The sequence below is a fragment of the Nocardia sp. NPDC050630 genome (assembly GCF_044457245.1).
In the GTDB taxonomy this organism is placed as follows: domain Bacteria; phylum Actinomycetota; class Actinomycetes; order Mycobacteriales; family Mycobacteriaceae; genus Nocardia.
Genome location: NZ_JBITGN010000029.1, coordinates 1 through 25,007 on the forward strand (window position 1 = coordinate 1; position 25,007 = coordinate 25,007).

Annotated in this window: 24 protein-coding genes and 3 pseudogenes; 18 read left to right on the forward strand and 9 right to left on the reverse strand. The window is 65.0% G+C overall.

All coding sequences use genetic code 11. From position 1 onward, the window contains the following. Positions 1–195: pseudogene (locus tag ACIBG0_RS38130) on the reverse strand (hypothetical protein); the annotation flags it as partial. Between the two features lie 111 nt (positions 196–306). Here ACIBG0_RS38130 and ACIBG0_RS38135 point away from each other — a divergent pair. The 3 genes and pseudogenes from ACIBG0_RS38135 to ACIBG0_RS38145 all read left to right on the forward strand — a co-directional run bounded on the left by ACIBG0_RS38135 (position 307) and on the right by ACIBG0_RS38145 (position 4,208). Then, positions 307–1,461 carry an IS630 family transposase gene (locus tag ACIBG0_RS38135; protein ID WP_397039857.1) on the forward strand — a complete coding sequence of 385 codons (1,155 nt, stop codon included), beginning with the start codon at positions 307–309 and terminating at the stop codon, positions 1,459–1,461. Positions 1,462–2,158: 697 nt separating this feature from the next. Further along, positions 2,159–3,623, forward strand: a pseudogene (locus ACIBG0_RS38140) (HelD family protein). Positions 3,624–3,764: 141 nt separating this feature from the next. Continuing rightward, positions 3,765–4,208 carry a pyridoxamine 5'-phosphate oxidase family protein gene (locus ACIBG0_RS38145; RefSeq protein ID WP_397039859.1) on the forward strand — a complete coding sequence of 148 codons (444 nt, stop codon included), beginning with the start codon at positions 3,765–3,767 and terminating at the stop codon, positions 4,206–4,208. Between the two features lie 23 nt (positions 4,209–4,231). Here ACIBG0_RS38145 and ACIBG0_RS38150 read toward each other — a convergent pair whose 3' ends face one another. From ACIBG0_RS38150 to ACIBG0_RS38170, 5 genes and pseudogenes are all read right to left on the reverse strand, one after another. Then, on the reverse strand, positions 4,232–4,537 hold the full coding sequence (locus tag ACIBG0_RS38150; protein WP_397039861.1) for a hypothetical protein: 306 nt from the start codon (positions 4,535–4,537) through the stop codon (positions 4,232–4,234). Positions 4,538–4,831: 294 nt separating this feature from the next. Then, positions 4,832–5,479, reverse strand: coding sequence for a hypothetical protein (locus tag ACIBG0_RS38155; protein ID WP_397039955.1), 648 nt, complete (start codon positions 5,477–5,479; stop codon positions 4,832–4,834). Between the two features lie 47 nt (positions 5,480–5,526). Beyond that, positions 5,527–5,719, reverse strand: a pseudogene (locus ACIBG0_RS38160) (transposase); the annotation flags it as partial. A gap of 159 nt (positions 5,720–5,878) precedes the next feature. Then, complete coding sequence (locus ACIBG0_RS38165) at positions 5,879–6,010, reverse strand: hypothetical protein (protein ID WP_397039956.1); 132 nt, start codon at positions 6,008–6,010, stop codon at positions 5,879–5,881. A 92-nt stretch (positions 6,011–6,102) separates the two neighbouring features. Continuing rightward, entirely contained in the window at positions 6,103–6,900 is a 798-nt protein-coding gene (locus ACIBG0_RS38170) for a hypothetical protein (RefSeq protein ID WP_397039864.1), read from the reverse strand. 256 nt (positions 6,901–7,156) lie between these two features. Between ACIBG0_RS38170 and ACIBG0_RS38175 the strand changes: the two genes are divergently transcribed. Continuing rightward, complete coding sequence (locus ACIBG0_RS38175) at positions 7,157–7,870, forward strand: LysE family translocator (protein WP_397039865.1); 714 nt, start codon at positions 7,157–7,159, stop codon at positions 7,868–7,870. A 723-nt stretch (positions 7,871–8,593) separates the two neighbouring features. On the opposite strand, the gene ACIBG0_RS38180 is transcribed toward ACIBG0_RS38175, so the two are convergent. Together ACIBG0_RS38180 and ACIBG0_RS38185 are read right to left on the reverse strand one after the other, a co-directional pair. Then, entirely contained in the window at positions 8,594–9,508 is a 915-nt protein-coding gene (locus ACIBG0_RS38180; RefSeq protein WP_397039867.1) for an IS982 family transposase, read from the reverse strand. Next, positions 9,505–9,948, reverse strand: a complete 444-nt coding sequence (locus ACIBG0_RS38185) for a hypothetical protein (protein WP_397039868.1) — start codon at positions 9,946–9,948, stop codon at positions 9,505–9,507. Before ACIBG0_RS38185 ends, ACIBG0_RS38180 begins: the two co-directional genes overlap by 4 nt. 1,266 nt (positions 9,949–11,214) lie before the next feature. Here ACIBG0_RS38185 and ACIBG0_RS38190 point away from each other — a divergent pair. From ACIBG0_RS38190 to ACIBG0_RS38250, 13 genes are all read left to right on the forward strand, one after another. Further along, positions 11,215–12,198: a sugar-binding transcriptional regulator gene (locus tag ACIBG0_RS38190; protein WP_397039870.1), complete on the forward strand. Its 984-nt coding sequence runs from the start codon at positions 11,215–11,217 to the stop codon at positions 12,196–12,198. Beyond that, positions 12,198–12,587 carry a transcriptional regulator GutM gene (locus tag ACIBG0_RS38195; protein WP_397039872.1) on the forward strand — a complete coding sequence of 130 codons (390 nt, stop codon included), beginning with the start codon at positions 12,198–12,200 and terminating at the stop codon, positions 12,585–12,587. The genes ACIBG0_RS38190 and ACIBG0_RS38195 overlap by 1 nt, the downstream gene beginning before the upstream one ends. A gap of 36 nt (positions 12,588–12,623) precedes the next feature. Beyond that, on the forward strand, positions 12,624–13,262 hold the full coding sequence (locus ACIBG0_RS38200; protein WP_397039873.1) for a PTS glucitol/sorbitol transporter subunit IIC: 639 nt from the start codon (positions 12,624–12,626) through the stop codon (positions 13,260–13,262). Between the two features lie 10 nt (positions 13,263–13,272). Beyond that, positions 13,273–13,854 carry a hypothetical protein gene (locus ACIBG0_RS38205; RefSeq protein WP_397039875.1) on the forward strand — a complete coding sequence of 194 codons (582 nt, stop codon included), beginning with the start codon at positions 13,273–13,275 and terminating at the stop codon, positions 13,852–13,854. Positions 13,855–13,908: 54 nt separating this feature from the next. Further along, positions 13,909–14,283, forward strand: a complete 375-nt coding sequence (locus ACIBG0_RS38210; RefSeq protein WP_397039877.1) for a hypothetical protein — start codon at positions 13,909–13,911, stop codon at positions 14,281–14,283. Further along, positions 14,283–14,681, forward strand: coding sequence for a PTS glucitol/sorbitol transporter subunit IIA (locus ACIBG0_RS38215; RefSeq protein WP_397039879.1), 399 nt, complete (start codon positions 14,283–14,285; stop codon positions 14,679–14,681). Before ACIBG0_RS38210 ends, ACIBG0_RS38215 begins: the two co-directional genes overlap by 1 nt. Positions 14,682–14,705: 24 nt before the next feature. Beyond that, the gene (locus ACIBG0_RS38220) at positions 14,706–16,025 is read left to right on the forward strand and encodes an NAD(P)H-dependent oxidoreductase (protein ID WP_397039881.1); all 1,320 of its coding nucleotides are present in this window, start codon (positions 14,706–14,708) and stop codon (positions 16,023–16,025) included. A gap of 31 nt (positions 16,026–16,056) precedes the next feature. Then, positions 16,057–17,073, forward strand: coding sequence for a thiamine pyrophosphate-dependent dehydrogenase E1 component subunit alpha (locus ACIBG0_RS38225; protein ID WP_397039883.1), 1,017 nt, complete (start codon positions 16,057–16,059; stop codon positions 17,071–17,073). A gap of 76 nt (positions 17,074–17,149) precedes the next feature. Further along, positions 17,150–18,154, forward strand: coding sequence for an alpha-ketoacid dehydrogenase subunit beta (locus tag ACIBG0_RS38230; protein ID WP_397039884.1), 1,005 nt, complete (start codon positions 17,150–17,152; stop codon positions 18,152–18,154). Next, positions 18,154–19,440, forward strand: coding sequence for a 2-oxo acid dehydrogenase subunit E2 (locus ACIBG0_RS38235; RefSeq protein ID WP_397039886.1), 1,287 nt, complete (start codon positions 18,154–18,156; stop codon positions 19,438–19,440). Before ACIBG0_RS38230 ends, ACIBG0_RS38235 begins: the two co-directional genes overlap by 1 nt. Before the next feature lie 91 nt (positions 19,441–19,531). Beyond that, positions 19,532–19,816 carry an HPr family phosphocarrier protein gene (locus ACIBG0_RS38240; RefSeq protein ID WP_397039888.1) on the forward strand — a complete coding sequence of 95 codons (285 nt, stop codon included), beginning with the start codon at positions 19,532–19,534 and terminating at the stop codon, positions 19,814–19,816. Further along, positions 19,809–21,491 (forward strand): phosphoenolpyruvate--protein phosphotransferase, encoded by a 1,683-nt coding sequence (gene ptsP / locus ACIBG0_RS38245; protein WP_397039890.1) that lies wholly within the window; start codon positions 19,809–19,811, stop codon positions 21,489–21,491. The genes ACIBG0_RS38240 and ptsP overlap by 8 nt, the downstream gene beginning before the upstream one ends. 21 nt (positions 21,492–21,512) lie before the next feature. Further along, a complete protein-coding gene (locus ACIBG0_RS38250) occupies positions 21,513–22,235 on the forward strand; it encodes a 2-C-methyl-D-erythritol 4-phosphate cytidylyltransferase (RefSeq protein WP_397039892.1) in 723 nt (240 codons plus the stop codon). Between the two features lie 349 nt (positions 22,236–22,584). Here the strand turns inward: ACIBG0_RS38250 and ACIBG0_RS38255 are convergent, their stop codons facing one another. Continuing rightward, the gene (locus ACIBG0_RS38255) at positions 22,585–23,199 is read right to left on the reverse strand and encodes a 2-C-methyl-D-erythritol 4-phosphate cytidylyltransferase (protein ID WP_397039894.1); all 615 of its coding nucleotides are present in this window, start codon (positions 23,197–23,199) and stop codon (positions 22,585–22,587) included. 244 nt (positions 23,200–23,443) lie between these two features. Here ACIBG0_RS38255 and lpdA point away from each other — a divergent pair, with 244 nt between their 5' ends. After that, complete coding sequence (gene lpdA, locus ACIBG0_RS38260) at positions 23,444–24,832, forward strand: dihydrolipoyl dehydrogenase (protein WP_397039896.1); 1,389 nt, start codon at positions 23,444–23,446, stop codon at positions 24,830–24,832. The last annotated feature ends 175 nt before the right edge of the window (positions 24,833–25,007 follow it).

Below are 25,007 nucleotides of genomic sequence, written 5' to 3' on the forward strand. Positions count from 1 at the left end.
CCAGGTTGTGGCGGATCCGTGGTAGCGCAGCCGAAACAGCGGCATGGTGGTGCCATCGGGTAGTTCGCCGGTGATGTAGGCGAAGGCGCCGTGGTAGCGCACATGGACCGCGGCGAGTTGCGGCCAGCGGTCGGCGGCGTGGGCGGCCAGTCGCTGCCGCAGCGAGGTCTTGGTCGATTCCGGCGGTGCAGCCATGCGTGTCACCCTGCCACGAACGAGCCTGCGGCGTGGCTGCCCGGTTCGGGGTGCCCGTTCGGGCAGAGTTTCTCGATCCGTAATCGTGTTGAGGGACAAGGGAATAACGTCGTGCCGCCGCGCAGTCCGTATGTTGTCATCCTGACCGCTGCGCAGCGGTCGCAGCTGGAAACGATCACCCGCCGATCCTCGGCGCCGTATCGGACGGTGCTGCGGGCACGAATCGTGCTCGCAGCCGCAGACGGAGAATCCAACACCGATATCGCCCGCGCCCTCGGCATCAACGCCGACACCGCGAGAAAATGGCGGAAACGGTTCTGCAGCAAAGGAATCGATGGATTGACCGAACTTCCTCGCAGCGGCCGGCCACGAATATTCACCGCCGAGCAGGTAGCGGAGGTCAAGGCCCTGGCCTGCGAGCTGCCGTCGGTGTCCGGGCTGCCGTTGGCCCGATGGAGCTGCCCAGGGCTGGCCCGCGAAGTGACCGCACGCGGGATCGCCGAGCAGATCTCGGCATCCTCGGTGCGGCGGATCCTGTCTCGGGACGCGATCAAGCCCTGGCAGCATCGCTCCTGGATCTTTCCCCGTGACCCGTATTTCGCACTCAAAGCCGCCCGGGTGCTGGACCTGTACGCCCGGATCTGGGACGGTGAACCGCTCGGCGCCGACGACTACGTGCTCAGCGTCGATGAGAAACCCGGCGTGCAGGCCCGCCACCGCATCTGTCGTAGCCTCCCACCCACCGCCCGGCGGGCGATGCGAGTGGAATCGGAATACCGACGCGGCGGCACTCTCGCCTATTTCGCCGCCTACGACGTGCACCGCGCCCACGTCATCGGCCGCTGCGAGCCCAGCACCGGCATCGAACGGTTCTCCCGGCTTACCGCCCAGGTCATGACCACCGAGCCGTACGCCAGCGCGCGGCGAGTGTTCTGGATCGTCGACAATGGTGCCTCCCACCGCAACTGGGCAGCAGCAGCGCGTCTCAACGACGCCTACCCGAATGCGCACATGGTGCACCTGCCGGTGCACGCGTCGTGGCTGAACCAAGTAGAGGTCTACTTCTCCGTCGTGCAACGAAAAGCGTTGTGCCCCGACGACTTCGCCGACCTCGCTACCGTCGCCGACCGACTGCTCACCTTCCAGCAGCATTACAACAACACCGCCCGACCGTTCGACTGGACCTTCACCCGCGACGACCTCAACCAGCTCCTGCACCGACTCGGACGCCACGACCTGCACGCACCCCGACCGCTCGCCGCATAACCCCCGACGAACTAACGGGCGCACCCACTAGCGTTGGCCCGGCGCCTAGTCGATGTGCTGTGGGCACTGCTGCGCGACAACCGCCCCTTCGACACCAAGCCCCCGAGCGTCAACGGAGTCCCGGCCGCGGCCTGACATCGTCATTGAGATTCCTTCTGGTGGAGCTGGTCTTGTGGTGAGAACTCATCTATCGGGGACTCCACGTCCATATCCAGCACCCAATCGGCGTGTCGCTCAAACACTTCCACCGCAGCGCACGAAAACGTTGCCTACCTTGGTGAGATCACCTCGCTGGGCCTTGGTGATTCAGCCGTCCACTGCGATGTTATCGAGTGGTGGACTCCGCGACGCGGTTATAGGCAACCAAGGTGATCGTCTTCAGCTGCCCGAATACCTTGAGTTGGATCCGTACAGCGCGGTGGTTGCGGATCGCGGTGGCCGAATAGGTGATGCCAACACTACTCCTGCCATTTCCAACATATAGCAGACCCTGGGGCTTGCGGCAAGGCCGGGGTGATGCCGCAGAATAGCCCGCTGAAGTCAGGACCTGTGGAAATGGGAGATGGAATGGCGTGTGCTGTTGTCGACGTACCAGCAATTCAGGGACGTCGAGCCGTTGGTTTGTGGCCGCTACGTCCGCGCCGATGGGGGGTGACCTGTGGCCCCGGGAAACGAAACTCACATCGGAGCTGATGACTTGAACTCCCTGACTGCCAGGGCGTTCGACCTTTCCGACCGCCTCTCCCGCAAGGCCGACCCGGCGCTCATCGCCGCCGACGAACAGCACTTCGCGGCCATCGCGGAAAGTCTCGAGCAGTCTATCGCCGACCTGAACAAACGCCTCGACGCCACCCGCAAGGCACCTGGTCGCTCAGGCCAGGAAGCCACGGAGCGGGACTTCGAGGTCCACTGGCTGACCGCGCGGCTGCGCTCGCTGCGCCGCTTCGGTTTGGACCTGTGCCTCGGACACATCGTCAGCGTAAACGACCCGGAGCCGGTGTACATCGGACGGCTCGGCCTCCTGGACTGCGCGGGAAATCAGCTGCTGATCGACTGGCGTTCCCCCGCGGCCGAACCGTTCTTCGGAGCGACCCACGCCAACCCGATGGGTCTGGCACGTCGCCGCAGGTATCGCTGGACCCGTGGCCGGATCAATGACTACTGGGACGAGGTGTTCACACCGGAAGGGGTCGAAGGGAACGCCGCGCTCGACGACCAATCCGCCTTCATCGCCAGCCTGGGCAGCAACCGGTCGGCCCGGATGCGAGACATACTCGGCACCATCCAGGCCGACCAGGACGCCATCATCCGCGCGGGATCGCGGGGTGCTCTCGTCGTCGACGGCGGACCGGGTACGGGCAAGACCGTCGTCGCGCTGCACCGTAGCGCTTACCTGCTCTACTCCGACCCTGCGCCCCGTCACGGCTTGCTGTTCGTCGGTCCGCACGAGCTCTACCTGGCCTATGTGGCCGATGTCTTGCCCAGCCTCGGCGAGGAGAGCGTGCAACTGTGTACCCTGCGCGACCTCGTTGCCGAGGGTGCGGCGGCAACAATCGAGACCGACCCAGATGTGGCTCGCTTGAAGTCGTCCGTGGAAATGGTGCAGGCGATCGAAACAGCTATCAGGTTCTACGAGGAACCACCCACCAAGGGAATGACGGTCGCGACCGAGTGGTCGGATATCTGGCTAAGCACCGACGACTGGGCCGAGGCGTTCGACGCACCGGAACCAGGGACTCCGCACAACGAAGCGCGCGAGCAGATCTGGGAGCTGCTGCTCACGATCCAGGTGGACAAAGTACGACGGCGATATTCCGGCCACCCAGCTCCGGAAGTCGCTGTTGCAGAACGACGAATTACGCACGACCCTCGACAACGCGTAGCCGATGATCGAAGCAGCGGACCTTGTCGGAGACCTGGGCTCGATTGTCGACGCCTGGCTCGCCGAGCATGCCGACGGGATCGCCTGCGTTATCGGTGATCCGGCGTTCGGCGCGACTCCCCGTGCCCGGTCGCTGACCCCCGAGCTGGCGAAGGGCCTTGAGTTCGACCTGGTCGTGGTCAACCCGGACGCGTTCGGCGAGGGTATCCAAGGAGCGGTCGACCGCTATGTCGCTATGACCCGAGCGACCCAGCAACTCGTCGTCCTCACGAGTTCCTGACGCTGTAGAACCGTCATGATCTTGCACGGTACAGGTGAATCGATGGCCAACTGCTGGTCACCTTCAAAGGGGCCGGTAGGCACTCGATGCCGGCTCGTGCTGTTGACTCCGTCCAATCCCGACCGATGATGAGGAGCGTCCGTGACCGATCTGAAGTCCTTCGCCGACCTGGTGTCACTTGACTACGGCCTGTGCGTCGCTGTCACCCTCCGAGGCGACGGCACGCCGCAGGCCACCGTTGTCAATGCCGGTGTGCTGCCGCATCCGGTAACAGGAACCGACACTGTCGGCTTCGTATCTCCCAGCGCCACCGTGAAACTCGCCAATCTACGCGCGAACCCCACCATCGCCCTCACCATTCGCGGCGGCTGGCAGTGGACCACCATTGAAGGATCGGCCCAGCTGATCGGCCCCGACGACCCCTATCCAGACATCGACGACGAACGACAGCGACTCCTGATCCGCGAAATCTTCGCTGCGGCCGGCGTCACCCATGACTGGGACACCTACGACCAGGTGATGCGAGACAAACGCGGGACTGCAGTTCTCCTCACGCCTAGCCGTATCTACTCGAATCCCGCCTAACTCGGCTTTCGTATTTCTGGCGGTCAAGCGGCTACTGCGGCCCAGGCCAGGTGGACGGTGGGTGATTTCGTGAGCCGTGAGCTGACCTGCGTGGTTGGGAGTAATCGGGCCGCGATGATGGTCCGGCGGAGCTTGACCAGCATGTCCTGGAAGGACGGGGTGGTCTTGGAGCCGTACCAGGGCGAGCGGGCACGATGCTCAGCAACATCGGCGGGGTGGTAGCCGTACAGGACGTACCAGGCGACCACGATGGTGTAGACGTACAAGCCGAACGGGATCGTCCGCTCGACCGCTGGGCGGGTACGGTTCTTGGCCTGGCCGACGCCCAAGGTGCTGGCGGGCTTGTGCGAAGGTGACCTCGATGCTCCATCGAGCCACGTACCGCTGCACCAGATCAGCCGCGCTCGCGTCCAGGTCCGTGGTGACCAACGCTATCTCCAGCCGGTCTCGGGCGTGGCGGACTAAGATCACCCAGACGGTCCGCGCATGGAAGGACCCGTACCACAGGCAGGTGAACTCGGCGATGTGCACGGTCTTCTCAACGCCGCGATCGTAGCGGCGCATCCGGCAGGCGGTGTAGACAGCGCGCATCAGCTCTTTCACGGTGCCGAGCTGCTGTCCTTTCAACCGTGGCCGACCGCGGCCGGTGTACGGCGGCGCCGGCTCGTACAACACCGCGTTGGTGAGGATGCGGCAGGTCCACGACCCGTTTCGGGAAGAGTGCGCAGCGGCTTGCCGTGGTAGGCGCCGTCAGCGACCACATCGATCCTCCGGTCAACGAAGGCGGCGGCCAGCAGCCCGACCAACTCGGCACCGAGCTGGACCTTGGTCGTCTCCTGCTCGGGTCGCCACAGGCGGGCCAGCACCGGCAACGCCACCGGCCGGGCCATGAACGGCAGATCCACCACGATGCACACGACCACGAAGCAGTGCCCCGAGCAACCGGCTTGGGGCCGGTGGCGGCGCCGTCGTACTGCCACGTCGCTCCGAAGAGCTTCTTCCCTGGAAGCGAGCCATTCTCGATACGTGTCGGCGAGTTGATCGTTGCGGGATTGGCCACGTTCGAGCCTGGACAGGGTGCCGGGCCAGACGCCGAGGTGTCGTGCGGCGGCGGTGAGGGTGATGTTGCGGTCTTGCCGGGTCGGGCGCAGGTCGCCGTAGTCGGGGATCCCGACGGCGCGGGTCAGCAACCGATAGACCTCGCGAGTGGTCGCGCGCTTGAGCAGTCGCAGGATTTCCGGTTTGGAGCACCCGGTCTGACTCTGTCGCATGGCAGAGGACCGTGTCTGTTCGTGTCTGGACATGCGGCACAGCGCGATACGGTGCAGCGCGTTGTTGGCGGCACGATCACCTCTGCGGGACAGACTGTGCCGCACGGTTTTTCCAGACGACGCCGGCACCAGCGCTGCTCCGCACAGGGCAGCGAACGATGCCTCGCTCCTGAGCCGTTGAGGGTTGTCACCTGCAGTGACCAGCAGCTGGGCGGCGGTATCGGGACCGATGCCGGAAGCCGACCGCAGTGCCGGGCACAAGACTGCGGTCAGCTCGTCGAGTTGCGGTGAGTGTCGCAACCTGCTGGTCGAGAAAGACAACTCGGTCGGCGAGAACTTTTGCAGCCAACAAAACTCCAGCCGACAACGGATCGCCCTGAGTTCCGGGACGCACTCGTGTCAGCGCGGGGAATCGAGGAGGATCGCATGACAGCTGCGCTGCATCGGGAACACACCGGCCATGATCACGTTGACGGTGAGGGGTGTGGGCATGTGGCGGTGGCGCACGGTGATCACGTCGATTACGTTCATGACGGCTGCCGTCACGCCGCTCAAGGGGCACTACAACGAGCACCGATCCATCGGCGCCGCCCGCCTGGCGCGGGCCCCGCAGCAAGGGGCTTTCAGGCAGGGGCGTGGGCGATGACGAGATCGTCATCGATGGTGACGGTGTCGGCACCGGCCTGACGTAGTTCGTCGGCGAGGTCGGAGGCCGACAGCGTCCACCAGTCGTATTCCGCGGTCGCACGTGCGATCTCGGCGCCGTCGAGCAGGGTGCGGTAGGTCATCGTCCAGCGCAACCGGTCCGCCGCAACAGGCTGGGCGTGCCCGCGGCCTTCGTAGTCCAGGCCACCGATGCGCACGCTGTAGGGGTCGACCTGCACCGGCTCGGTCGCGGTGGCCGGGGGTTGGACGTTGAACACAACCGGCGCGCCCGGCGCCAGCCGCGGCAGCAGTGCGTCGAACAAGCCTTGCCGCTGGGTGGGATCGAGGTGGCCGATCATGTGCATGCCCACGGCGGCGGCGATCCGCTCCGGCAGAACGAGCTCGGTGGCTGCGCACGGACGCACGGTGACCCGGTCGCCGTCGCGGCGGTCGTGCAGCCGCGCCAGCAGCACCGCCCGCAGGTGCGGTGAAGGCTCGGCCACGAGGATCGGCGCGGGTGCCAGGGCGTCGAGCAGCACGTCGGTGCCCAGGCCCGATCCCGCTCCGAACTCGACCACGACTCCGGCGGCGGCGGGGTCGGCGGCGGCCAGGGCCGCGGTCAGGCGGGGCCGCAGCTGCGGCCACATCGGTGCGGCGAGCAGGTGCAGGTACTCCGCGGCAGGGGAGTACTCGGTGTAGGTATCGATGACGCTGTTCCTCCGTGTAAACGCCGGGCTTCCGTGACGACGGCCGTTCGAGCGCGGCCTCGCGCCCAACCCCGGCAAGGTTCAACTGAGAGCCAACCATTGATGAACACAGTTTTCAATAGCCGTGGTGCGGGGACCGGCGGTTGGGTCTGGGCTGCTGCAGCCCACGTGTCTGTGGCATCTCCTCTGGACGTGTCGCGGTCGTGTCGGGTTCGACATCGCGCTAGATCTGTTCGATCGGGCTTGGGCGTTTCGGGGCGCGCCCACGTACTGACGGAAGTTGTGCCCGTGGTGCTGTTCGGGTGATTCGGTCGCGGGGAGGGATGTGCGCGGTTTCCGCGTTGCTGGCGTGATGGCATCGATTAATGTGAGGACGCTCGATCTGGAGTGTGCGACGATCCTGTTCATGTTGATGAACCAGCACCTGTTTGTGCTGTTCGCCGTGACCACGGCGATCGCGATGATCACCCCGGGGCCGGACATGCTGTTCGTCCTGGGCTGCGGAATGCAGGGTGGTCCGCGTGCGGGTCTGCTCGCGACCGCCGGTGTTGCCACCAGCGAGATCATCCATATCGCTGTGGCGGCTGCAGGGCTGGCTGCTCTGTTTGCTGCGGTGCCGATCGCCTTCACCGTGGTGCGTATTGTCGGAGCCGTTTATCTGGTGTATCTGGGTGTCCAGGTCATCCGTCATCGCAAGCGCAGCGAGGCGGACTCGTCGCTGACCGAAGCGAAAGTGTCGGGTCGCCGGGCCTATGTTCGTGGCTTGCTGACCAACCTGCTGAATCCCAAGATGGTCACCTTCACGATCGCTTTCCTTCCCCAGTTTGTGGATCCGCGACTGGGGCATGTTGGGTTGCAGTTCGCGGTTCTCGGTGCGGTTCTAGTCGTGATGGAGTTCCTGGTCGATGGCACGGTTGGTGTCTTGGCTGGACATATCGGCGGCTGGCTGCGGCGTCGGCATGCTGTCCGCCGTCGTATCGATGTCGCGACTGGCGGGATTTTCATCGGGCTCGGTGTCGGGTTGGCCGTCCAACACTGACGCGACCGAGCGTATTCCGGGCTACTCGCTTGTGTGTTCCGGCCTTCTGTTACCGCTTGAGGTGTTGCCATGTGACCGAATCATGGCGTTACCCTCCGATTTTACGCTGATGGATGGTCGCTGGTTTTGCGCTTCCCTCGGGGGTTGGTGAGTTCGTGGGTGGCGCAGCATAGGCCGTCGGGGGTGAGTTGGTGGTTGGTGCGGCGACGGCCAGGGCCGCAGCCTGGTGGAGCGCCGGCGAGCCACTGGTCTTCAGGTTCGGGGTGGTTGTGGCCGGGTTGCGGCGCGGTGAAACAGCTGCGCGCCGAGAGCCTTTCGAGCTGGTCGATTTGGTGAAACAACAATCCCGACGGCATGGCGAGGCAGTCCGATGCGGTGTTCAGTGTCGGCAAGGCCATCGCGATCTGAAATCGGTGCAGGTGTTGCCAGCCATGTGAGGTGTCCTCGACCGCAGCCCGATGTTCGCGGGATTGGTGTTGTCGAGGCTGGCGATCATCTCGGTGCGGCTGTGGACGTTTTGTGGGCGGATGGGGATGCCGAGTCGGGGTAGTGCGTTGTTGACGGTCGTCTGCGCGTGTTCGGGCAGTGCTCGCCGCTGTGGCGCGGTTCTGGTGGTGGCGAACGCGATGAACGGGTTGCGATCTGCGGGATTGTGGAAGACCAACGGGTGAGTGGGATTGTCAGGTCTGTCTCGGTGATCAGCTAGATGATTGATTCCCGGGGTCAGTGGTCGTAGCAGGTGAGAGATCGGTGGATTCGCTCGCCGATGGTGTCGTTGTGCCAAATGGCCGTGGTCATGGCGAGGATGCGTTGCAGTACCCGCACGACAACGCCGTCGGGGGTGCGTCCACCGTGTCGTTCCAGGTCGAGCTGTCCCTTGAAGGTCTGGTTGATCGATTCGATGATCTGGCGGAGCGGTTTGAACAGTCCGGCACCGGGCCGTTCGGGTTCGCCTTTGCGTGCTGGGCGCAGCAGGTGCATGCCCTTGTCGGCCAGTGCTGTCTCGAACTCCTTGCCGAAGTAGTTCTTGTCGCCGATCAGGGTCTGGCCCGGGCGGTGACCGGCAAGTTCGGGATCGACGGTGAGGATGTCGAGCAGTGTCTGACGTTCGTCGGCCTTGGCGCCGACCAACGCGAAGCCGACCGGCAGCTCACCAAGGGTACACACCAGGTGCAGCCGCAGGCCCCAGAAGAAACGGGAATGCGAAGCGCAGTAACCGTATTCGGCCCAGCCCGCCAGATCCGAGCGGCGCACCGTTTCCTTCGATCGGCCGCATTCGACCGGCGTGGAATCGATGACCCACACGTCGTCGGTCCACAGTGTGGTGTCAGCCGACAGCAGTCGGATCACCGACTTGAGCAGCGGCGACGCCTTCCGTAGGCGCTTGTTGTAGCCGGATTGCTGCGGCAGGTACTGGAATAGATGCCCCAGGTGCTTGCGGGCGTGCCGCAACCAGCGGCGCTCGGAGGTAAATCCCAGCAGTGCTTGTATCACCGCCAGGGTCACCAGTTCGGCGTCGGTCAGCTCCGGCTCGAAACCGACACGAGGCCGCCAGGGCGCCAACTCCGGGGAGGTCTTCAACAGATCATCGGTCCTGACATAGAGTGCAGTTGCGAGGGTGTCCAGGTCTTTCGTCACACATTGATCTTCGACACCCTCGCTTCACATCCGCCCCGCGCCATGCGCGAGCATGCCTGTGCGGCAGCGTGTTTCGTAGCATTCCACGCACTCACCCGCCGGTGATCGGTGTCCGTGACCGCGGTGAGCGTGCGTTGCGAATTGATCCCGGCACGGCCCGAGATCCACCGGCCCCTTGGAATCAAACATCTAGTGCAAGTGGCGTTGTGCCAGCAAGAGCCGTTGCGGCGATTGGAGTGGTTTTCCCCGGGATGGGCATCGACCGAGCAGGCCAGATCGCGCCAGGTCGGCCAGTCGATCGCCTCGGCGGGCAGCAGCTCGCGGCGGCGCTGATACTCGCCGGTTACCTGCTTGGTCGAGGTGATCGCTGATGCGGCAAGCAGGATCAGCACGTTGGAGTGCCGCGAGGGCGGCCCGAAACAGGCCGAAATGAAAACCATTGGCAGAAAACGTCTTCGCGCACAGGTCCGGCTAGAGTTGCTGAGGGACTATTCGGCTGCGGGCGCCGGGATCGGCTGTGGGGCGGGCCAGCGGGAGTCGGGTTTTTCATCCGGACCCGATCGGGGGTGACCAGCTGTGTGTCGACGGCTCTGCGATAGCGGCCCCAAACCGGGACGAGGTGGCAACCCAATGCCCGTGCGGTCCTTGGGCGGTGGAACTCGTTGCGAACCATCATGATTGGTCATCGTGGACGCGCAGGTGGGTGATCGCCACCGGTTCGTCGTGATGGAGGACGATGCGGCCGCGGGTCAGCGTGGCCGCTGTCAGTGCGGCATCGGGTGCGGCGGCGAGATCCCGGTGGGGTTCGTTTCCGCGCGGCGTCGCGGGTTGATTCGCTGCGCGCTTTCGATGGCAGCCCCGGATCCGGGCGTAACAGCCAGGTCGTCACAAACTTCAAATCGGCAAGGCTCGACTGGGCAACGGCTGGCTGAAATGGTGCTGCGCCGGCTGCCGCGGCCAGTGCGTCGACCCAGCGTTGCGCGGCGAGAATTTCCGTGCTCGCGCGTTCGGTCGCGACCGTGGTGAAGTCGGGGCCGCAGCGGCGCCAATGGCTCTCGCCGCTCGATCGCGCATGTTCCGGTGGAGATGGCCAACGGGCCACCAGCGGGGCACGCCGACTCGGTCGATCATCGCGCCGAACCTGACCTCGCTGGCCTCGAACGGCTCTGTCGGATCGAGTCCGTTCCTCCGGGTGAGAAGATACATCTGATCTTCGAAGCGTGTCCCGATGTGTTCTTCGAAGAGCGACTGCGGCAGCGTGACGCCACGTGTCCGCGTCTCGTCGCGTGTCGCGGTGTCGTGGACAGGCTCTAGTCGGCGAGTACAGCGTCGCAGTCGAACACCACGCCTTCGAGGCCCTGAGTGTGCGACGGTTCGGTCAAGGGGGAGGGCGTTGGCGCGCCCGATCTCTGATCGCTCGTTGGCGGCGGAGCTGCCGCCTGGACTGTGGTGCGCAGCCCCTCAAATCTGCGCCACAATCCAAGCGGCGGACCGCCGTCCGGACTCGATACGACCACGAATCCGGTGTGGCATGCACCACATCATCTGCTGCCAACACCATTGTGTCAAACGTGAGATGACAGTCACATATGTGACAGGCGCGTGATTACCTAAAGTTTGCTCGTAATCACATCCAGGTCTTGGCATGATCCAGATCACATGCTAGAAATTACAGGCAAACGTGATTGTCGTGAACGGATGTGAACATGACTGCAGAGCGGGACCGAGAGCAGTTGGTGAAAGCCGCAAGGATGTACTTCGTCGACGGTTCTTCGCAACAGGAGGTCGCCGACGCGTTGGGGACGAGTCGGTCGAATGTGTCGCGCATGTTGACCGCGGCGCGGCAGCTGGGGATCGTGCAAATTCGCATCGTTGACACCGCGCAGCGGCGCCCCGACTTGGAGGCCGAGTTGAAGAATCGGTTCGGCCTCCACGACTGTCTGGTCGCCGCCTACGCTCCCGGCGCGGTCCCTGCCGATGCTGTCGCAAAGCTGTCGTCGCAGTGGCTGCTCGACAATCTCAACGAAGGGGAGCGGCTGGCGGTGTCGTGGGGGACTGCGTTGCAGGCGATGGTGTGGGAGACCACCGCGTCACGTCGGTACGATGTCGAGGTCGTGCAACTCGTCGGCGGGCTGTCCTCGGTCAACAACGAGGTCACCGGGCAGGAACTCGTCCGGGAACTAGCCACGAGACTCGGGGCACGATACCGCTATCTCCATGCGCCGGCCCTGATCACCAATCAGGCAACCTTGGGCGCGTTCCTTAGTGAGAAGTCCGTCGCGTCGGCTTTGGATGCCGCGAAGACCGCTGATATCGCGCTCGTCGGTGTCGGCACATACGGCGATAGCTCCTCGGCCGCCGTCATCGATTCGATGGCACTCACGGCCGCGGAACGTGCCGAGTTCGATGCGCTGGCACCGGCTGGCGATATCTGCGCCAGATACTACGACATCAACGGAACGCCTATCCCCTCGGCTGCGGTTACCGACCGCGTTATCGCGGTCCGCCTCGAGGACCTCCGTCGGGTCCCAATGGTTGTGGGGGTGACCTCCGGTCGTGTCAAGGCGCCCGGACTGGTCGGCGCGCTTCGCGGCCGCCACCTCGATGTCCTTGTCTGTGACGAGAGCGCCGCGCGGGCGACTCTGGCGCTCGACTCCGCCACCTCCGCTGCCGGGGAGGATCTCGCCTGATGCTTACTTTCGCTCTAGTCTTCGCCGTCCTATGGGTCGCCCAGATGCTCCTCATGTGGAGGCAGGCCAACGTCTTTCGTCGTGCGGTTACCGCCATGAGCTCGAGGGGCCGCGTTGTGACCGGGATGAATCGACGCCATGGCCTTCGTACCTTCGTCGCCATCGCGGTCCGCGACGGGATCGTCACCGATGCGCGAATCCTGAAGGGTTTCACCGTCTTCGCCAAGCCCACGGCTGCACCCGTCCTGGTCGGAATAGCCGTCGTTGACCTCGCCGGTGGAACTCGCGCCGACGGCATCTCCCGACGTGTGTCCGCCGCCGCGGCTCATGCGTCCTCCCTCTATCTCGCGCACACCGCTCGGACGCGTCCGGTCTCGGTTACGCGCTGATCTGATCCATTCAAGTTAGACAGGAATTCCCCCGCCATGTACACCGCTCTCAACCTGTTGGCCGCAGACCCGCCGAAGCCTCCGGAACCATCCGGCGGGATCAACGGTGTGCTGGCCCGCGCCGCGGAAGCGTTCATTCACGTATTCCAAGAAGGCGCAACACAACTCACGACCATGGCATCTGGCATCCTGCCGCTCCTGGTGGTACTGCTCACTGCTGTCAATGCGCTCATCCGGCTGATTGGCGCACACCGCATCGAGAGATTGGGGGCCATCGCCGGCCGCGACGGTCTCATCTACCTCCCGCTGCGCTACCTGGTCCTTCCCGTGCTGTCGGTGTTCTTCCTGACCAACCCGATGGCGTACACGATGGGCCGGTTCCTTCCTGAACGCCGGAAGGCGGCGTTCTACGACTCGTCTGTCAGTTTCGTGCATCCGATCCTCGGGTTGTTCCCACATGCGAACCCCGGTGAGTTGTTCGTATACGCCGGCATCGCGGCAGGAATTACGAAACTGGATCTGTCGCTTCCGGATCTGGCGATCCGATACTTCTACGTCGGACTGATCGTCATCTTCATCCGCGGTGTCATCACCGATGTCGTCACAGGGATCCTGATGCGCCGGAAGGCCCGCACCGCCGCCGATTCCGAGTCCGCGCCCGCGGCGATCGCCTAGGAGTACCATCATGACCTCCACCTCCACCCCCGCCCCATTGCGGATGAGCGTTTTCGATCGGATCGCGGGTGCTCTGACCACGCTCGGTCGTAAAGTCGGCAGCGTCGTGAACGTCTTCTATCAGGCCGGCCGCGACACCATCGACACCGTCATCAAGAACGTCCTCCCGTTTCTGGCGTTCATCGCCTTCCTCATCGGCTTCATCCAGGCCACCGGTCTCGGCAATCTGATCGCCGAGCACCTCGCACCGATCGCGGGTTCGCTGCCTGGGCTTGTCCTCATATCGCTGATCTGCTGCTTGCCGTTCCTGTCGCCGGTGCTCGGCCCCGGCGCAGTCATCGCCCAGGTGATCGGCTCGCTGCTCGGAGTGCAGATTGGTCTTGGGGCGATTCCCCCGCAGTATGCGCTGCCAGCGTTGTTCGCGATCGACGGGCAGGTCGGCTGCGACTTCATCCCCGTCGGCCTTGCGCTCGGTGAGGCCGAGCCGGAAACCGTCGAGATCGGCGTCCCAGCGATCCTCTTCTCACGACTCCTGACGGGACCGCTCGCCGTCGTCATCGCCTACTTCTTCAGTTTCGGCCTCTACAGCTAGCGGTTGCTTCGGATACCCGTCACCACACACCCACTTGTCACCAGGAGCTTCACCATGACCATTTACAAACCCGTCACTGTCAGCAAGGGGTCCGGCGGTTGGGGCGGTCCACTCGTCATCAAGCCGACCGCCGAGCGTCCCCTTATCTACTCGGTCACCGGTGGCGGCATCCATCCGGTCGCGCAGAGGATCGCCGATCTCACAGGAGGAGAGCCGTTCGATGGGTTCAAGAGCAACGCTCCATTCGAACGGATCGCGGTCGCGGTGATCGACTGCGGTGGTACCGCGCGTGTCGGTGTCTACCCAATGAAGAAGGTGCTGACCGTCGACGTCAACGCCGCGACACCATCGGGTCCACTTGCGAACTTCATCACCGCCGAGCTCTTCGTGTCGGGAGTGGGCACGCAGAACATCGTGGAAGGTGCCTGATGAGCCAGCCGGACACCGCCGACAAGATCCGGTACGACGCCATCGTCACCCACGTGGGGGAGATGGTCCCCGGGTTCGTCGAGCAGGGCATCGTCATCCTTTTCGGTGACCAGGCGCCGCCGGAGCTGCATGAGATCAGCGTGTTGCACAGGCCGACGGTCACGGTCGGTGGCCTGACTGCCGGAGACGTCATCGAGATCGGCGGAGAGCGCTTTCCCGTCCTGGCGGTCGGACACGTCGCCGACCAGAACCTGGTCAACCTCGGCCACATCGATCTGAAGTTCAACGGCGAGGACACGCCGCAACTCCCCGGCGACGTGTGCCTGCCCAGAGCCACCCCACCAGTGCCATCCCCCGGCAGCGCATTCCGTGTCATCGCCGGACCCACCTCCGCATAGAAGCCCCAGGAGAGAAGAACCAGCATGAGCTACACCGCACGCCTGCTCGCTCGACAGAACGAGCTCGGCAGGCCGATCCGCGTCGGACTCGTCGGAGCCGGCCAGATGGGGCTCGGGTTCATCGCCCAGGTCGGCCGCATCCCCGGAATGCACATCGCCGCCGTGGCAGACGTCCTGCCCGGCAAGGCGGAGGGCGCCCTGCGCGAGGCCGGTATCGATCCTGTCACCGGCAGCGACGTCGCGTCCCTATCTCAGGCCATCGTGTCGGGAGCATCGGTCGCAGTCGAGGACGCCGGCCTGCTGAACTCGCTGCCTGTCGACATCATCGTCGACGCCAGCGGAGTCCCCGAGGTCGGCGCCCAGGTCGCCTTCAACGGTCTACTCGCGGGCAAGGACATCGCACTGCTCAACGTCGAGTGCGACGTGACAATCGGCTACGTCCTGACCACGATCGCCAAACAGACCGGGCGCATCTACACCGTCTGCCGCGGCGACGAGCCCGCCGAAGCCAAGCGCCTCGTCGACTTCGCCCGGGACCTGTCGTTCGAGGTCGTGTGCGCGGGTAAGGGGAAGAACAACCCGCTGAACCCGCATGCGACACCGGACAGCCTCGCAGAGGAGGCCGCGTCGAAGCGGATGAACCCAAAGATGCTGTGCAGCTTCGTCGACGGTTCGAAGGCCATGATCGAGATGGCGTCGCTCGCCAACACCACTGGGCTCGAGGTCAGTCGCCGCGGCATGTACGGTCCCGCCTCGACGGTCGAGACGTTGGCGGACACGTTCCGGCCCACCGCCGAGGGCGGCGTCCTCGATCGTCCGGGTGTGGTGGACTACTGCACGGGACCTGTCGCACCGGGCGTCTTCGCGATCGTCAAGACCGACGACCCGATCGTGGCGGAGGAGATGACCTACCTGAAGATGGGTGACGGTCCTTACTTCACGCTCTACCGCCCCTACCACCTGGCCAGCATCGAGGCCCCGCTGACCATCGCAGAGGCCGTCCTCGACGGCGTTCCCAGCCTCGCGCCGGAGTACTGGAACGCAGAGGTCGTCGCCGGAGCCAAGCGCGATCTCAAGGTTGGCGACACGATCGACGGCATTGGCGGCTCCACAGTGTATGGCGTCATCGAGTCCGCAACCGCAACCGAGGCCGAGAACCTGGTGCCCCTGGGCCTGCTGCAGGGCGCCAAGCTCATTCGCGACGTGGCCGCCGACGCGGTCATCACCGCGGACGACGTCGAGCTGCGCCCCGGCACGACCATCGCCGCCCTGCGCCAGCTGCAAGACAAGCTGCTCGCCGGTGCTCCGCTGCCCACCTTCGCGGGTGTCCGCAACGTTGCGTAACCGCCGGATTCGATCGAAGGGTCAGACACCCATGACAACCACCACCGCGACACGGAAGACAACCGTCCGGTTGGCCCAAGACGCCGCACGCGCACGCGAGGTCCTCACCACGATGTGGAAGATCCGCCGTTTCGAGGAGGCGGTCGACGACCTCTTCGCGCGCGGTCTCATGCACGGAACGATGCACCTGTCGATCGGACAGGAAGCCGTGCCCACCGGGGCATGCCTCTCGTTGACCCGCGACGATCTGATCACCTCCACCCACCGCGGCCACGGCCATTGCATTGCCAAGGGCGCCGACCTCAGCCGCATGATGGCCGAGCTTTTAGCCAAGGAAACCGGCTACTGCCGCGGCCGTGGCGGGTCGATGCACATCGCCGACGTCGAGACCGGAAATCTGGGGGCCAACGGAATCGTCGGCGGTGGCATCCCGATCGCCGCCGGTGCTGCGCTGGCACAGAAGATCAAGGGCACTACCGCGGTGGCCGTGAGCTTTTTCGGCGACGGCGCCACCAACGAGGGAGCCTTCCACGAAGGCGTCAACCTCGCCGCCATCTGGCGGCTTCCCGCGGTATTCATCTGCGAGAACAACCACTACGGCATGTCGATGTCGAGCTCGCTGTCCATGAACGTGGCGAGCGTCGCGGACCGCGCCGCCGCCTATGGCATTCCGGGCGCGTCTGTCGACGGGAACGACGTCCAGGCCGTCGCCGATGTCGTCGCAGAGGCCGTCGCCCGCGCGCGGGCCGGTGACGGTCCGACCCTCATCGAGGCCGTGACGTACCGCTACAAGGGCCACTCGAAGAGCGACCAGAACCTGTACCGCACCCGCGAGGAGATCGACGAGTGGCGGGGCAAAGATCCGATCATCCAATTCGAGCAGACGGTTCTCGAGGCCGGAACGCTGACAGAGACCGAGCTCGAGACCGTGCGCAACGATGTCCGAGACGCACTGCGCGCCGCTATCCGCGCCGGAAACGACGCGCCGCCGTCGCGTGCCGACGAACTGATGTCGGCCGTCTTCGCCCCCGTGGAGGTGACCGCGTGAGCGAGCGCAGCAAGCAAACAATCAACACAGCCGCCCCTGCGGTCATGCCGGAGCTCAGCGGCAGCGAGGTGGGGGCATGAGCGCACCCGTTCCCGTCCTGACCGATATGAGCTACTCCGACGCCGTGCGCGACGCGCTCACGATCGCGATGACCGAGGACGACCGGGTGTTCGTCCTCGGCGAGGACATCGGGATCTACGGTGGCGCATTCGGCGTGACGAAGGGTATGTACGAGAAGTTCGGTGCCGAGCGGATCCGGGACACTCCGATCTCCGAACTCGGGATCGTGGGTGCAGCTGTCGGCGCGGCTTTATGCGGGTTGCGGCCCGTCGTCGAGATTCAGTTCTCCGACTTCACCAACCAGGCGATGGATCAGATCGTCAATCAGGCCGCAAAGATCCACTTCATGCTCGGGGGGGCGCTCACGGTGCCGATGGTGCTGCGCGCCCCCTCGGGGTCGGGTACCGGCGCAGCTGCGCAACATTCACAGAGCTTGGAGGCCTGGTTCGCACACGTCCCTGGCCTCAAGGTCGTTCTGCCGGCGACGGCGGCGGATGCCAAGGGGTTGCTGCTGTCCGCGATCGACGATCCCAATCCGGTGATCGTCCTCGAGCACAAGCTGCTCTACCGGACCAATGGACCCGTGCCGGAGGGCAATATCCGCGTGCCCCTGGGCGAGGCCGCCGTGCACGGCGATGGCGGTGATCTGACCATCGTCGCCACCGGTGTCATGGTCGGCAAGGCGCTCGAGGCTGCGAAGTCTCTGAAAGAGCGAGGGATCGACGTCACCGTCGTCGATCCTCGCACCCTCGTGCCGCTCGATGAGAGGGCGATCCTCGACGCCGTGAAAGCAACCGGCCGCGTCCTGCTCGTACAGGAGGCCCCGCTGACCGGCGGATTCGCCTCCGAGATCGCCGCCAGGATCTCGGGCTCGGATGCCATCTACAGCCTGCTTGCCCCGATCAAGCGCCTGTGTGGTCTGGACGCACCGATTCCCTACGCCCCAGAACTGGAGCGGGCCAGCGTTCCCCAGATCGATGACATCATCTCCGCCGCAATCGAAATCGTGAGGAACAGCTGATGCGTGAAGTTCCTCTCGTGATGCCCAAGATGTCGATGACCATGACCGAGGGAACGTTCATCGTGTGGCACAAGGCTGCGGGTGACGTGGTCACATCGGGCGACGTGGTCTGTGAAGTGGCGAGCGACAAGGTCGATATGGAGGTCGAGTCACCCCTCGACGGCACGCTTGCCCGCCTGGTGGCCGAGCCGGACCAGGTGATCGCGGTCGGTGAGCCACTCGCCTTCATCGCCACCGATGCCGACGACATGCTGGAAGGGCTGTTCGATGGCGGCGCGGCACCGGATGCGGCCGACGCCGGACCCGCTGCCAACGCGGCGCAGGCAAACGACGCACCCACTGGTGCCACGCCGCCGTCCCGCCGCGGGCCGCGGCCTGCGGTGCCGCGAGCTCGGCGACGTGCCAGCGAACTGCGGGTCGACATCGACACGGTCACCGGGACCGGGCCCGACGGACTGATCACCGTCGCAGACGTCGAGGCCGCCGACGTCACCGAATCGAGCACTCCGGCTCCCGCAGCCCAGGTCCAGGCAGTGACCGTCGCCACTGCGACTCCCGCCCCTGCGGACTACCACGGATTCGAACGGTTCGGCGAGGTCGAACTGTCCCCGCTGAGCAGGATCAGTCGGATCTCGGGCCCGGCGCTGGCGAACTCCTGGGCGACGATTCCCCATGTGACGCAGCACGACGTCGCGGACATCACCGACCTCGACGTGTTCCGGAGGGAACTCGACGCCGACGCCAAGCGTGAGGGCTACCGGGTCACCCTGCTCGCCTTCGTCCTGAAGGCGGTCGTCTCTGCCTTGCAGGAGTACCCGCGAGTGAACAGCAGCCTGTCGGAGGACGGAAAGTCGTTGGTACTGAAGAGGTACTACCACTTGGGCGTGGCCGTAGACACGGACCAGGGGCTTGTCGTACCTGTGGTCCACGACGTCGACCGCAAGGGCATCTCTGTGCTCAGCCGCGAGCTCGGCGCGATCTCGGAGCGCGCGAGGTCCGGGAAACTCACCGGGGACGATGTCACGGGTGCCACGTTCACCGTCTCGAGCCTCGGCGGCATCGGTGGAACCGCGTTCACACCCATCGTCAACAGTCCGGAGGCAGCTATCCTCGGTGTCTCCAGAAGCCGCATCGAACCGGTGTGGGACGGAGAGACGTTTTGGCCGCGGCTGCAGCTCCCGATCAGCCTCTCGTACGATCACCGGATCATCGACGGGGCGCTCGGCGCACGATTCGCCGCTCGGGTGGCAAGCCTTCTCGGTGACGTCCGCCGGTTGATTCTGTAAATCCGCCGCTACCATCAGCGCCGAGGGTTCGCTGGGCGCGCCAGCCCGCCCGGCGAAACCCCCTCGCCAATCTTGACATTGGAGTCACATCATGATCGAACGCACGGTCATCATCGGATCCGAGCACGGTCTCCATGCACGCCCGGCCGCCAAGTTCGTCCAGCAGGTCAACGTGCTCGGCGTCCCGATTACTATTGCCAAGGACGGCGGTGACCCGGTCGACGCCCGGAGCATCATGGGGGTGCTGTCCCAGAATATCTGCCACGGCGACATGGTGACGCTCGCCTCCGAGGCTCCCGGTGCTGAGGCTGCGCTCGATGATCTGGTCGTGATGCTCACTACCAACCTCGACAACGACGCTCACGGCCATGTCTGACACGCGCAAGGGGTTCGGCGTCAGCCGCGGCGTAACGGTCGGACCGGTCGCCCGGATGGCCGCGCCCACCGTGGTCACCCCCGAGTCCGATCACTCCGGAGATGGCACGCCTGCCGAGCGATCTGCCGCGGCCGCGGCCGCGCTGTCCTCGGTGGCAGACATGCTCGACGAACGCGCCGGTCAGGCGGGCTCGGATTCCGCCGATGTGCTTGCGGCGCTCGCGATGATGGTTCGTGATCCCGCGCTGCTCTCCGCCGTCGATTCGGCGGTCGGCAGCGGAGCATCGGCCGCCGTCGCGATCACCACCGCCTTCGGATCCTTCCGGGCGATGCTCGAGGCGGCCGGGCCCTATTTCGCAGAGCGCGTCAGCGACCTCGACGACCTTCGAGACCGCGCCGTCGCGAAGGTCCTCGGGCTACCGATGCCGGGAATTCCCGACCCCGGCCATCCGTTCGTGCTCGTCGCACACGATCTGGCGCCCGCCGACACCGCCGTTCTCGATCCCGCCAAGGTGCTTGCGATTGTCACCGAAACGGGCGGTCCCAGTAGTCACACCGCCATTCTGGCCAAATCGCTCGGAATCCCCGCCGTCGTGTCTGTCGGTGAAGGCATCACTCTCACAGATGAGGACGTCGTCCTCGTCGACGGCACGGCGGGCACCGTGCAGATCTCCCCCTCCAACGACGAGATCGAGCGAGCCCTCACCCAATACCGCGCGGAGGTCGAGGTGGCGCGGCGCGCGAGTGGACCGGGTCGGACCACAGACGGGACACCGGTAAAGCTGATGGTGAACATCGGTGCGTCGCGTGACCTGGAGACGGCAGCCGCCGCCGATTCAGAGGGCGTCGGCCTGTTCCGCACTGAGTTCCTTTTCCTCGAGCGGGTGACCGCTCCGACCCAGGCGGAGCAGATCGCCGTCTACACGGAGGTGTTCAACGCGTTCGCCGGACGGCGGGTTGTGGTGCGGACCCTCGATGCCGGTGCCGACAAGCCGCTGGAGTTCGCGCAACACGGCCAAGAGCCGAACCCTGCGCTGGGTATCCGCGGGCTACGGACGTCGCGATTCAACCCTGGACTGCTCGGCGACCAGCTCGACGCCATCGCGGCGGCCGCATCGAAGTGCTCGGCGGACGTTTGGGTGATGGCTCCGATGGTGTCGGTCGCCGCCGAGATCCGCGAGTTCGCGGGCAAGGCCCATACAGCGGGGCTCCCGGTGGCCGGCGCGATGATCGAGGTCCCGGCTGCGGCACTTCGCGCATCGGCGATCCTCGAGCATGGGGATTTCGTGAGCATCGGTACCAACGATCTGGCGCAGTACACCTTCGCGGCCGACCGCATGCTCGGCGCCGTCGGCGACCTGCTCGATCCGTGGCATCCCGCATTGCTCGAACTGATCCGGATCACAGCATCAGCCGGACATGCCGTCGGCAAGCCTGTCGCCGTATGCGGTGAAGCCGCAAGTGACCCCGAACTGGCACCGGTTCTCGTCGGGCTCGGTGTGCGGAGCCTGAGCATGGCCCCGTCGGCGATCCCCGCAGTCCGAACCGCCCTCTTGCGGTATCCGATCGAAGCTCTCGAGGACGCGGCCGCACTGGCGTTGGGTGCCGAGGATGGCTCGTTAGCGCGGTCAGCCGCACTGAGCCGACTGGGCCGTGATCGAGCACCGATCGCCTGATCGCCGATTAGGGTGACAAGCATGGGTACGCATACTTCGAGTGGGGCCGCAGCCGTGGTACTGGCGGCCGGTACGGGCAGCCGAATGGGCACAGACGGCAACAAGGCGTACCTTCCTATCGCCGGTCTCGGAATGGTCTCGTGGACGCTGGAGGCGGTCCGCGCTGTCCCGGAGTTCACCCGTACTCTTCTGGTCACCCGCATAGTCGACCTGTCGAACGCAGCGAAGATACTCGATCGCGAGGTCCCGGACCTCGATGTCGAGGTGATCGAGGGCGGGGCGTCGCGGCACGAGTCCGAATACAACGCACTGCAGCACTTAGCACCTGCGATCGAGGCGGGCACGATCGACGTGGTCGTGATCCACGACGCCGCCCGACCGCTCGCAGGCGCGGAAATGATGCGGATGGCCGTGTCGACGGCGCGTAGATTCGGCGGCGCGGTCCCGGCACTCGCAGTCGATGACGTCGTCACAATCCACCCGGATGGCAATGTCACCGACCCCGGGTTCGCAGATCGACTCGTTCGGGTACAGACCCCCCAGGCATTCCACGCAAAGCCACTGCTCGAGGCATATCGGGCCGCCGAGCTTGCGGGATTCGAGGGCACCGATACGTCTGCCAGCGTCGAGCGGTTCACCGACCTGCGGGTGCGGATCTTCCCGGGCGACGAGCGCAACATCAAGGTGACGTACGCACACGACCTATTTCTCGCTGAACGGTTGCTCACCGAACAATTGCGCTAGTTCAATCGACCCAGGAGGTGGGGCAGCAATCGTGGAAGGGCACGAGCACGCGATTTTGACGTGCGATTCATGTGGACTCGACACCGAACATAAATTGACGTACGCAGGTCATGTCCTGGTCTCGACAGTCTGTGGGGCGTGCGGATACACGATCCACCACTCCGACCGCGAACTCAGGAGAGCATATGCGCACGACCTACGATGGCGCGCGGCGCACAAGCCGAGACAGTTGTACCTGCGCTTCCGGCGGCATCCGCTCGCCACGGCCGCTACATTCCCCTTGAAGGTGGCCCGCCTGCCGATCAAGCTTGTCCGTGAACTCATCACGGTTCTGAGGAATTGAACGCCCTCACGCGACCGGGGCTGTGAATGCGGACCGGTCGACCTCTACGAACCGGACACCGCGCTGGGCCCCCATGGCATAGGTCAGCTCGTCCACGTCGTCCGCCGCTGGATCGCTGACGGCTCGATGGAGTACCTCCACGCGAATCATTCTCGGAAACTCGATGGTGCGTAGAACCGCTCGGTCGATAGTGGCTCGGACTACTCCGTCCGCATCGACCAACTTGACGCTGTCGACCAATGTGGTCGTAGGTGCAGCCACATCCACCCCCGTTCCTGCAAACGCTGACAGCTGCCGCCAAACCGCCACCGATGCCACTGGTCGGGAGTTGCTGTCGTATACCAATACCGACTCAGCTGTTGCCCCGGTTTCCTTCAACCATGCGAGCCCCCGCGCGAGGCATTGCGATCGGGTCGCCGGCCCCGGACAGTCGATCACGGTCGCCCGGTGCTGGATCTGCTGGTCACGGAGCCCTCTCCGAACCTCGTGCAGGCGGTCGGCACCCACGACCACAACCGGCCGGATGCCTGCGTCGCTGGCGCGATTCACAGACTCGATAAGCTGCCCATGCGGTTCGACGACTGCGGTGTCGCGCCGAATTCCATAAGACGGTATCGGCATCAGGGCGAATCCTCCGTCTCGCTCCTTCACTGCGCGTGCGTCTCGCCGTAGATGAGGGTGACCACGTCGCCTCGATGCAGGGGTGTGAACCGCGTGTACATCGTCACGATGCTATCGGCCCGTCGGCGACTGACACATCCGCCCCCGACAGGGCCTGCGCTCCCCTTCACACCAGCGCTCCGCCGTGACATCATCTCCGCACACACGTGCAATACATGCACATATGTGATAGAGGAGTGAATGAATGGGTAACCCGCAATACGATCTCGTCCTGCTCGGCGGCGGCAGCGGCGGATACGCGGCCGCCTTGCGTGCCGCAGAACTCGGCAGTCGTGTGGCACTCGTGGAGAAGGACAAGCTCGGTGGGACCTGCCTGCACCGGGGCTGCATTCCGACCAAGGCGCTGCTGCGATCGGCCGAGGTCGCTGAGACGGTCAGGCACAGTGCCAAGTTCGGCGTCGCTTCGACGCTCGACGCGATCGACTTCGCGGGGGTCGACAAGCACAAGCAGAGCGTCGTCGATGGGCTGTTCCGTGGGCTCTCCGGGCTGGTTGCAAGCCGTGGCATTCACGTCGTCGCCGGCACGGGCCGCCTGACCTCGCCAACGCAGGTGACGGTCACCCCCGCAGACGGGCCCGAGACCGTCATCACCGGCGCGGCCGTGATCATCGCGACGGGTTCGGTTCCCAAGACGGTCGCCGGCATCGCTGTCGATCACGAGCGGATCATCGACAGCAACGACGCTCTCGGCTTCGACCACGCGCCCACCTCCGCGATCATCCTCGGTGGAGGCGCAATCGGGTGCGAGTTCGCGACCGCGTGGAACGCGTTCGGCACCAAGGTGACAATCGTCGAGGCCATGCCGAATCTCGTGCCGCTCGAGGACGCCGCGTCGAGTAGGGCTCTCGAGAAGGCTTTCAAGAAGGAGGGAATCTCCACTGCACTGGGCGCGGCAGTACAGCACGCGACGGCGAGAGACAACGGGGTGGAAGTGACGCTCGACGACGGAAGGGTGCTGACTGCCGAGGTACTCCTCGTTGCGATTGGCCGCGCACCTGCCACCGATGGCATCGGACTCGAGTCCGTTGGTGTGACCACCACCCGCGGCTACATCGACGTCGATCCCCTGTGTCGCACCGCGGTCCGGACGATCTATGCCGTCGGTGACGTCATCCCAACCCTTCAACTCGCCCACACCGGATTCGCAGAAGGCATTTTGGTAGCGGAGGCGCTGGCAGGGCTCCAGCCCGACGAGATCGACTACGCCCGGATTCCCCGCATCACGTACTCGCATCCGGAAGTCGCCTCGGTCGGTCTCTCGACTGAGGGCGCCGTTGCTGCCGGCTATGAGGTAGTGGACGTGACCTACGACCTCGCGGGCAACGGGAAGGCGCGGATCCTGGGCACGTCCGGCATCGTCAAGGTGGTCGCCGCGAAGGATGGCCCTGTCCTCGGCGTCCATATGGTGGGTGAGCGGGTCGGTGAATTGCTCGCGGAGGCGCAGCTCGTCGTCAACTGGGACGCCCGTCCCGAAGAGGTCGCGCAGCACATCCATCCCCACCCGACCCTTTCGGAAGCGATCGGCGAGGCGCACCTCGCGCTCGCTGGCAAGCCGCTTCATGCCCACTCGTGAATCCGACGACATGAGTGACGACTCTCAGCCCACCACCGATGGAACCCAGTCGTGCAGAACTTCCTACCACGAGCCTCAACATCCGGCGCAGTCGGCCCCGGAATCAGATAGTTGGACCAGCGTCCGACTTGCGACTAGGATGATTCGCTTGCCCGTCGTTCCAGAAGTCGTTCCA

Coding starts and splice junctions, on each gene's coding strand:
- ACIBG0_RS38155 (WP_397039955.1), bottom strand. CDS start 5,479: ATGCGACAGAGTCAGACCGGGTGCTCCAAACCGGAAATCCTGCGACTG.
- ACIBG0_RS38165 (WP_397039956.1), bottom strand. CDS start 6,010: ATGAACGTAATCGACGTGATCACCGTGCGCCACCGCCACATGCCCACA.
- ACIBG0_RS38185 (WP_397039868.1), bottom strand. CDS start 9,948: ATGGTTTTCATTTCGGCCTGTTTCGGGCCGCCCTCGCGGCACTCCAAC.
- ACIBG0_RS38190 (WP_397039870.1), top strand. CDS start 11,215: ATGACTGCAGAGCGGGACCGAGAGCAGTTGGTGAAAGCCGCAAGGATG.
- ACIBG0_RS38195 (WP_397039872.1), top strand. CDS start 12,198: ATGCTTACTTTCGCTCTAGTCTTCGCCGTCCTATGGGTCGCCCAGATG.
- ACIBG0_RS38200 (WP_397039873.1), top strand. CDS start 12,624: ATGTACACCGCTCTCAACCTGTTGGCCGCAGACCCGCCGAAGCCTCCG.
- ACIBG0_RS38205 (WP_397039875.1), top strand. CDS start 13,273: ATGACCTCCACCTCCACCCCCGCCCCATTGCGGATGAGCGTTTTCGAT.
- ACIBG0_RS38210 (WP_397039877.1), top strand. CDS start 13,909: ATGACCATTTACAAACCCGTCACTGTCAGCAAGGGGTCCGGCGGTTGG.
- ACIBG0_RS38215 (WP_397039879.1), top strand. CDS start 14,283: ATGAGCCAGCCGGACACCGCCGACAAGATCCGGTACGACGCCATCGTC.
- ACIBG0_RS38220 (WP_397039881.1), top strand. CDS start 14,706: ATGAGCTACACCGCACGCCTGCTCGCTCGACAGAACGAGCTCGGCAGG.
- ACIBG0_RS38225 (WP_397039883.1), top strand. CDS start 16,057: ATGACAACCACCACCGCGACACGGAAGACAACCGTCCGGTTGGCCCAA.
- ACIBG0_RS38230 (WP_397039884.1), top strand. CDS start 17,150: ATGAGCGCACCCGTTCCCGTCCTGACCGATATGAGCTACTCCGACGCC.
- ACIBG0_RS38235 (WP_397039886.1), top strand. CDS start 18,154: ATGCGTGAAGTTCCTCTCGTGATGCCCAAGATGTCGATGACCATGACC.
- ACIBG0_RS38240 (WP_397039888.1), top strand. CDS start 19,532: ATGATCGAACGCACGGTCATCATCGGATCCGAGCACGGTCTCCATGCA.
- ptsP (WP_397039890.1), top strand. CDS start 19,809: ATGTCTGACACGCGCAAGGGGTTCGGCGTCAGCCGCGGCGTAACGGTC.
- ACIBG0_RS38250 (WP_397039892.1), top strand. CDS start 21,513: ATGGGTACGCATACTTCGAGTGGGGCCGCAGCCGTGGTACTGGCGGCC.
- ACIBG0_RS38255 (WP_397039894.1), bottom strand. CDS start 23,199: ATGCCGATACCGTCTTATGGAATTCGGCGCGACACCGCAGTCGTCGAA.
- lpdA (WP_397039896.1), top strand. CDS start 23,444: ATGGGTAACCCGCAATACGATCTCGTCCTGCTCGGCGGCGGCAGCGGC.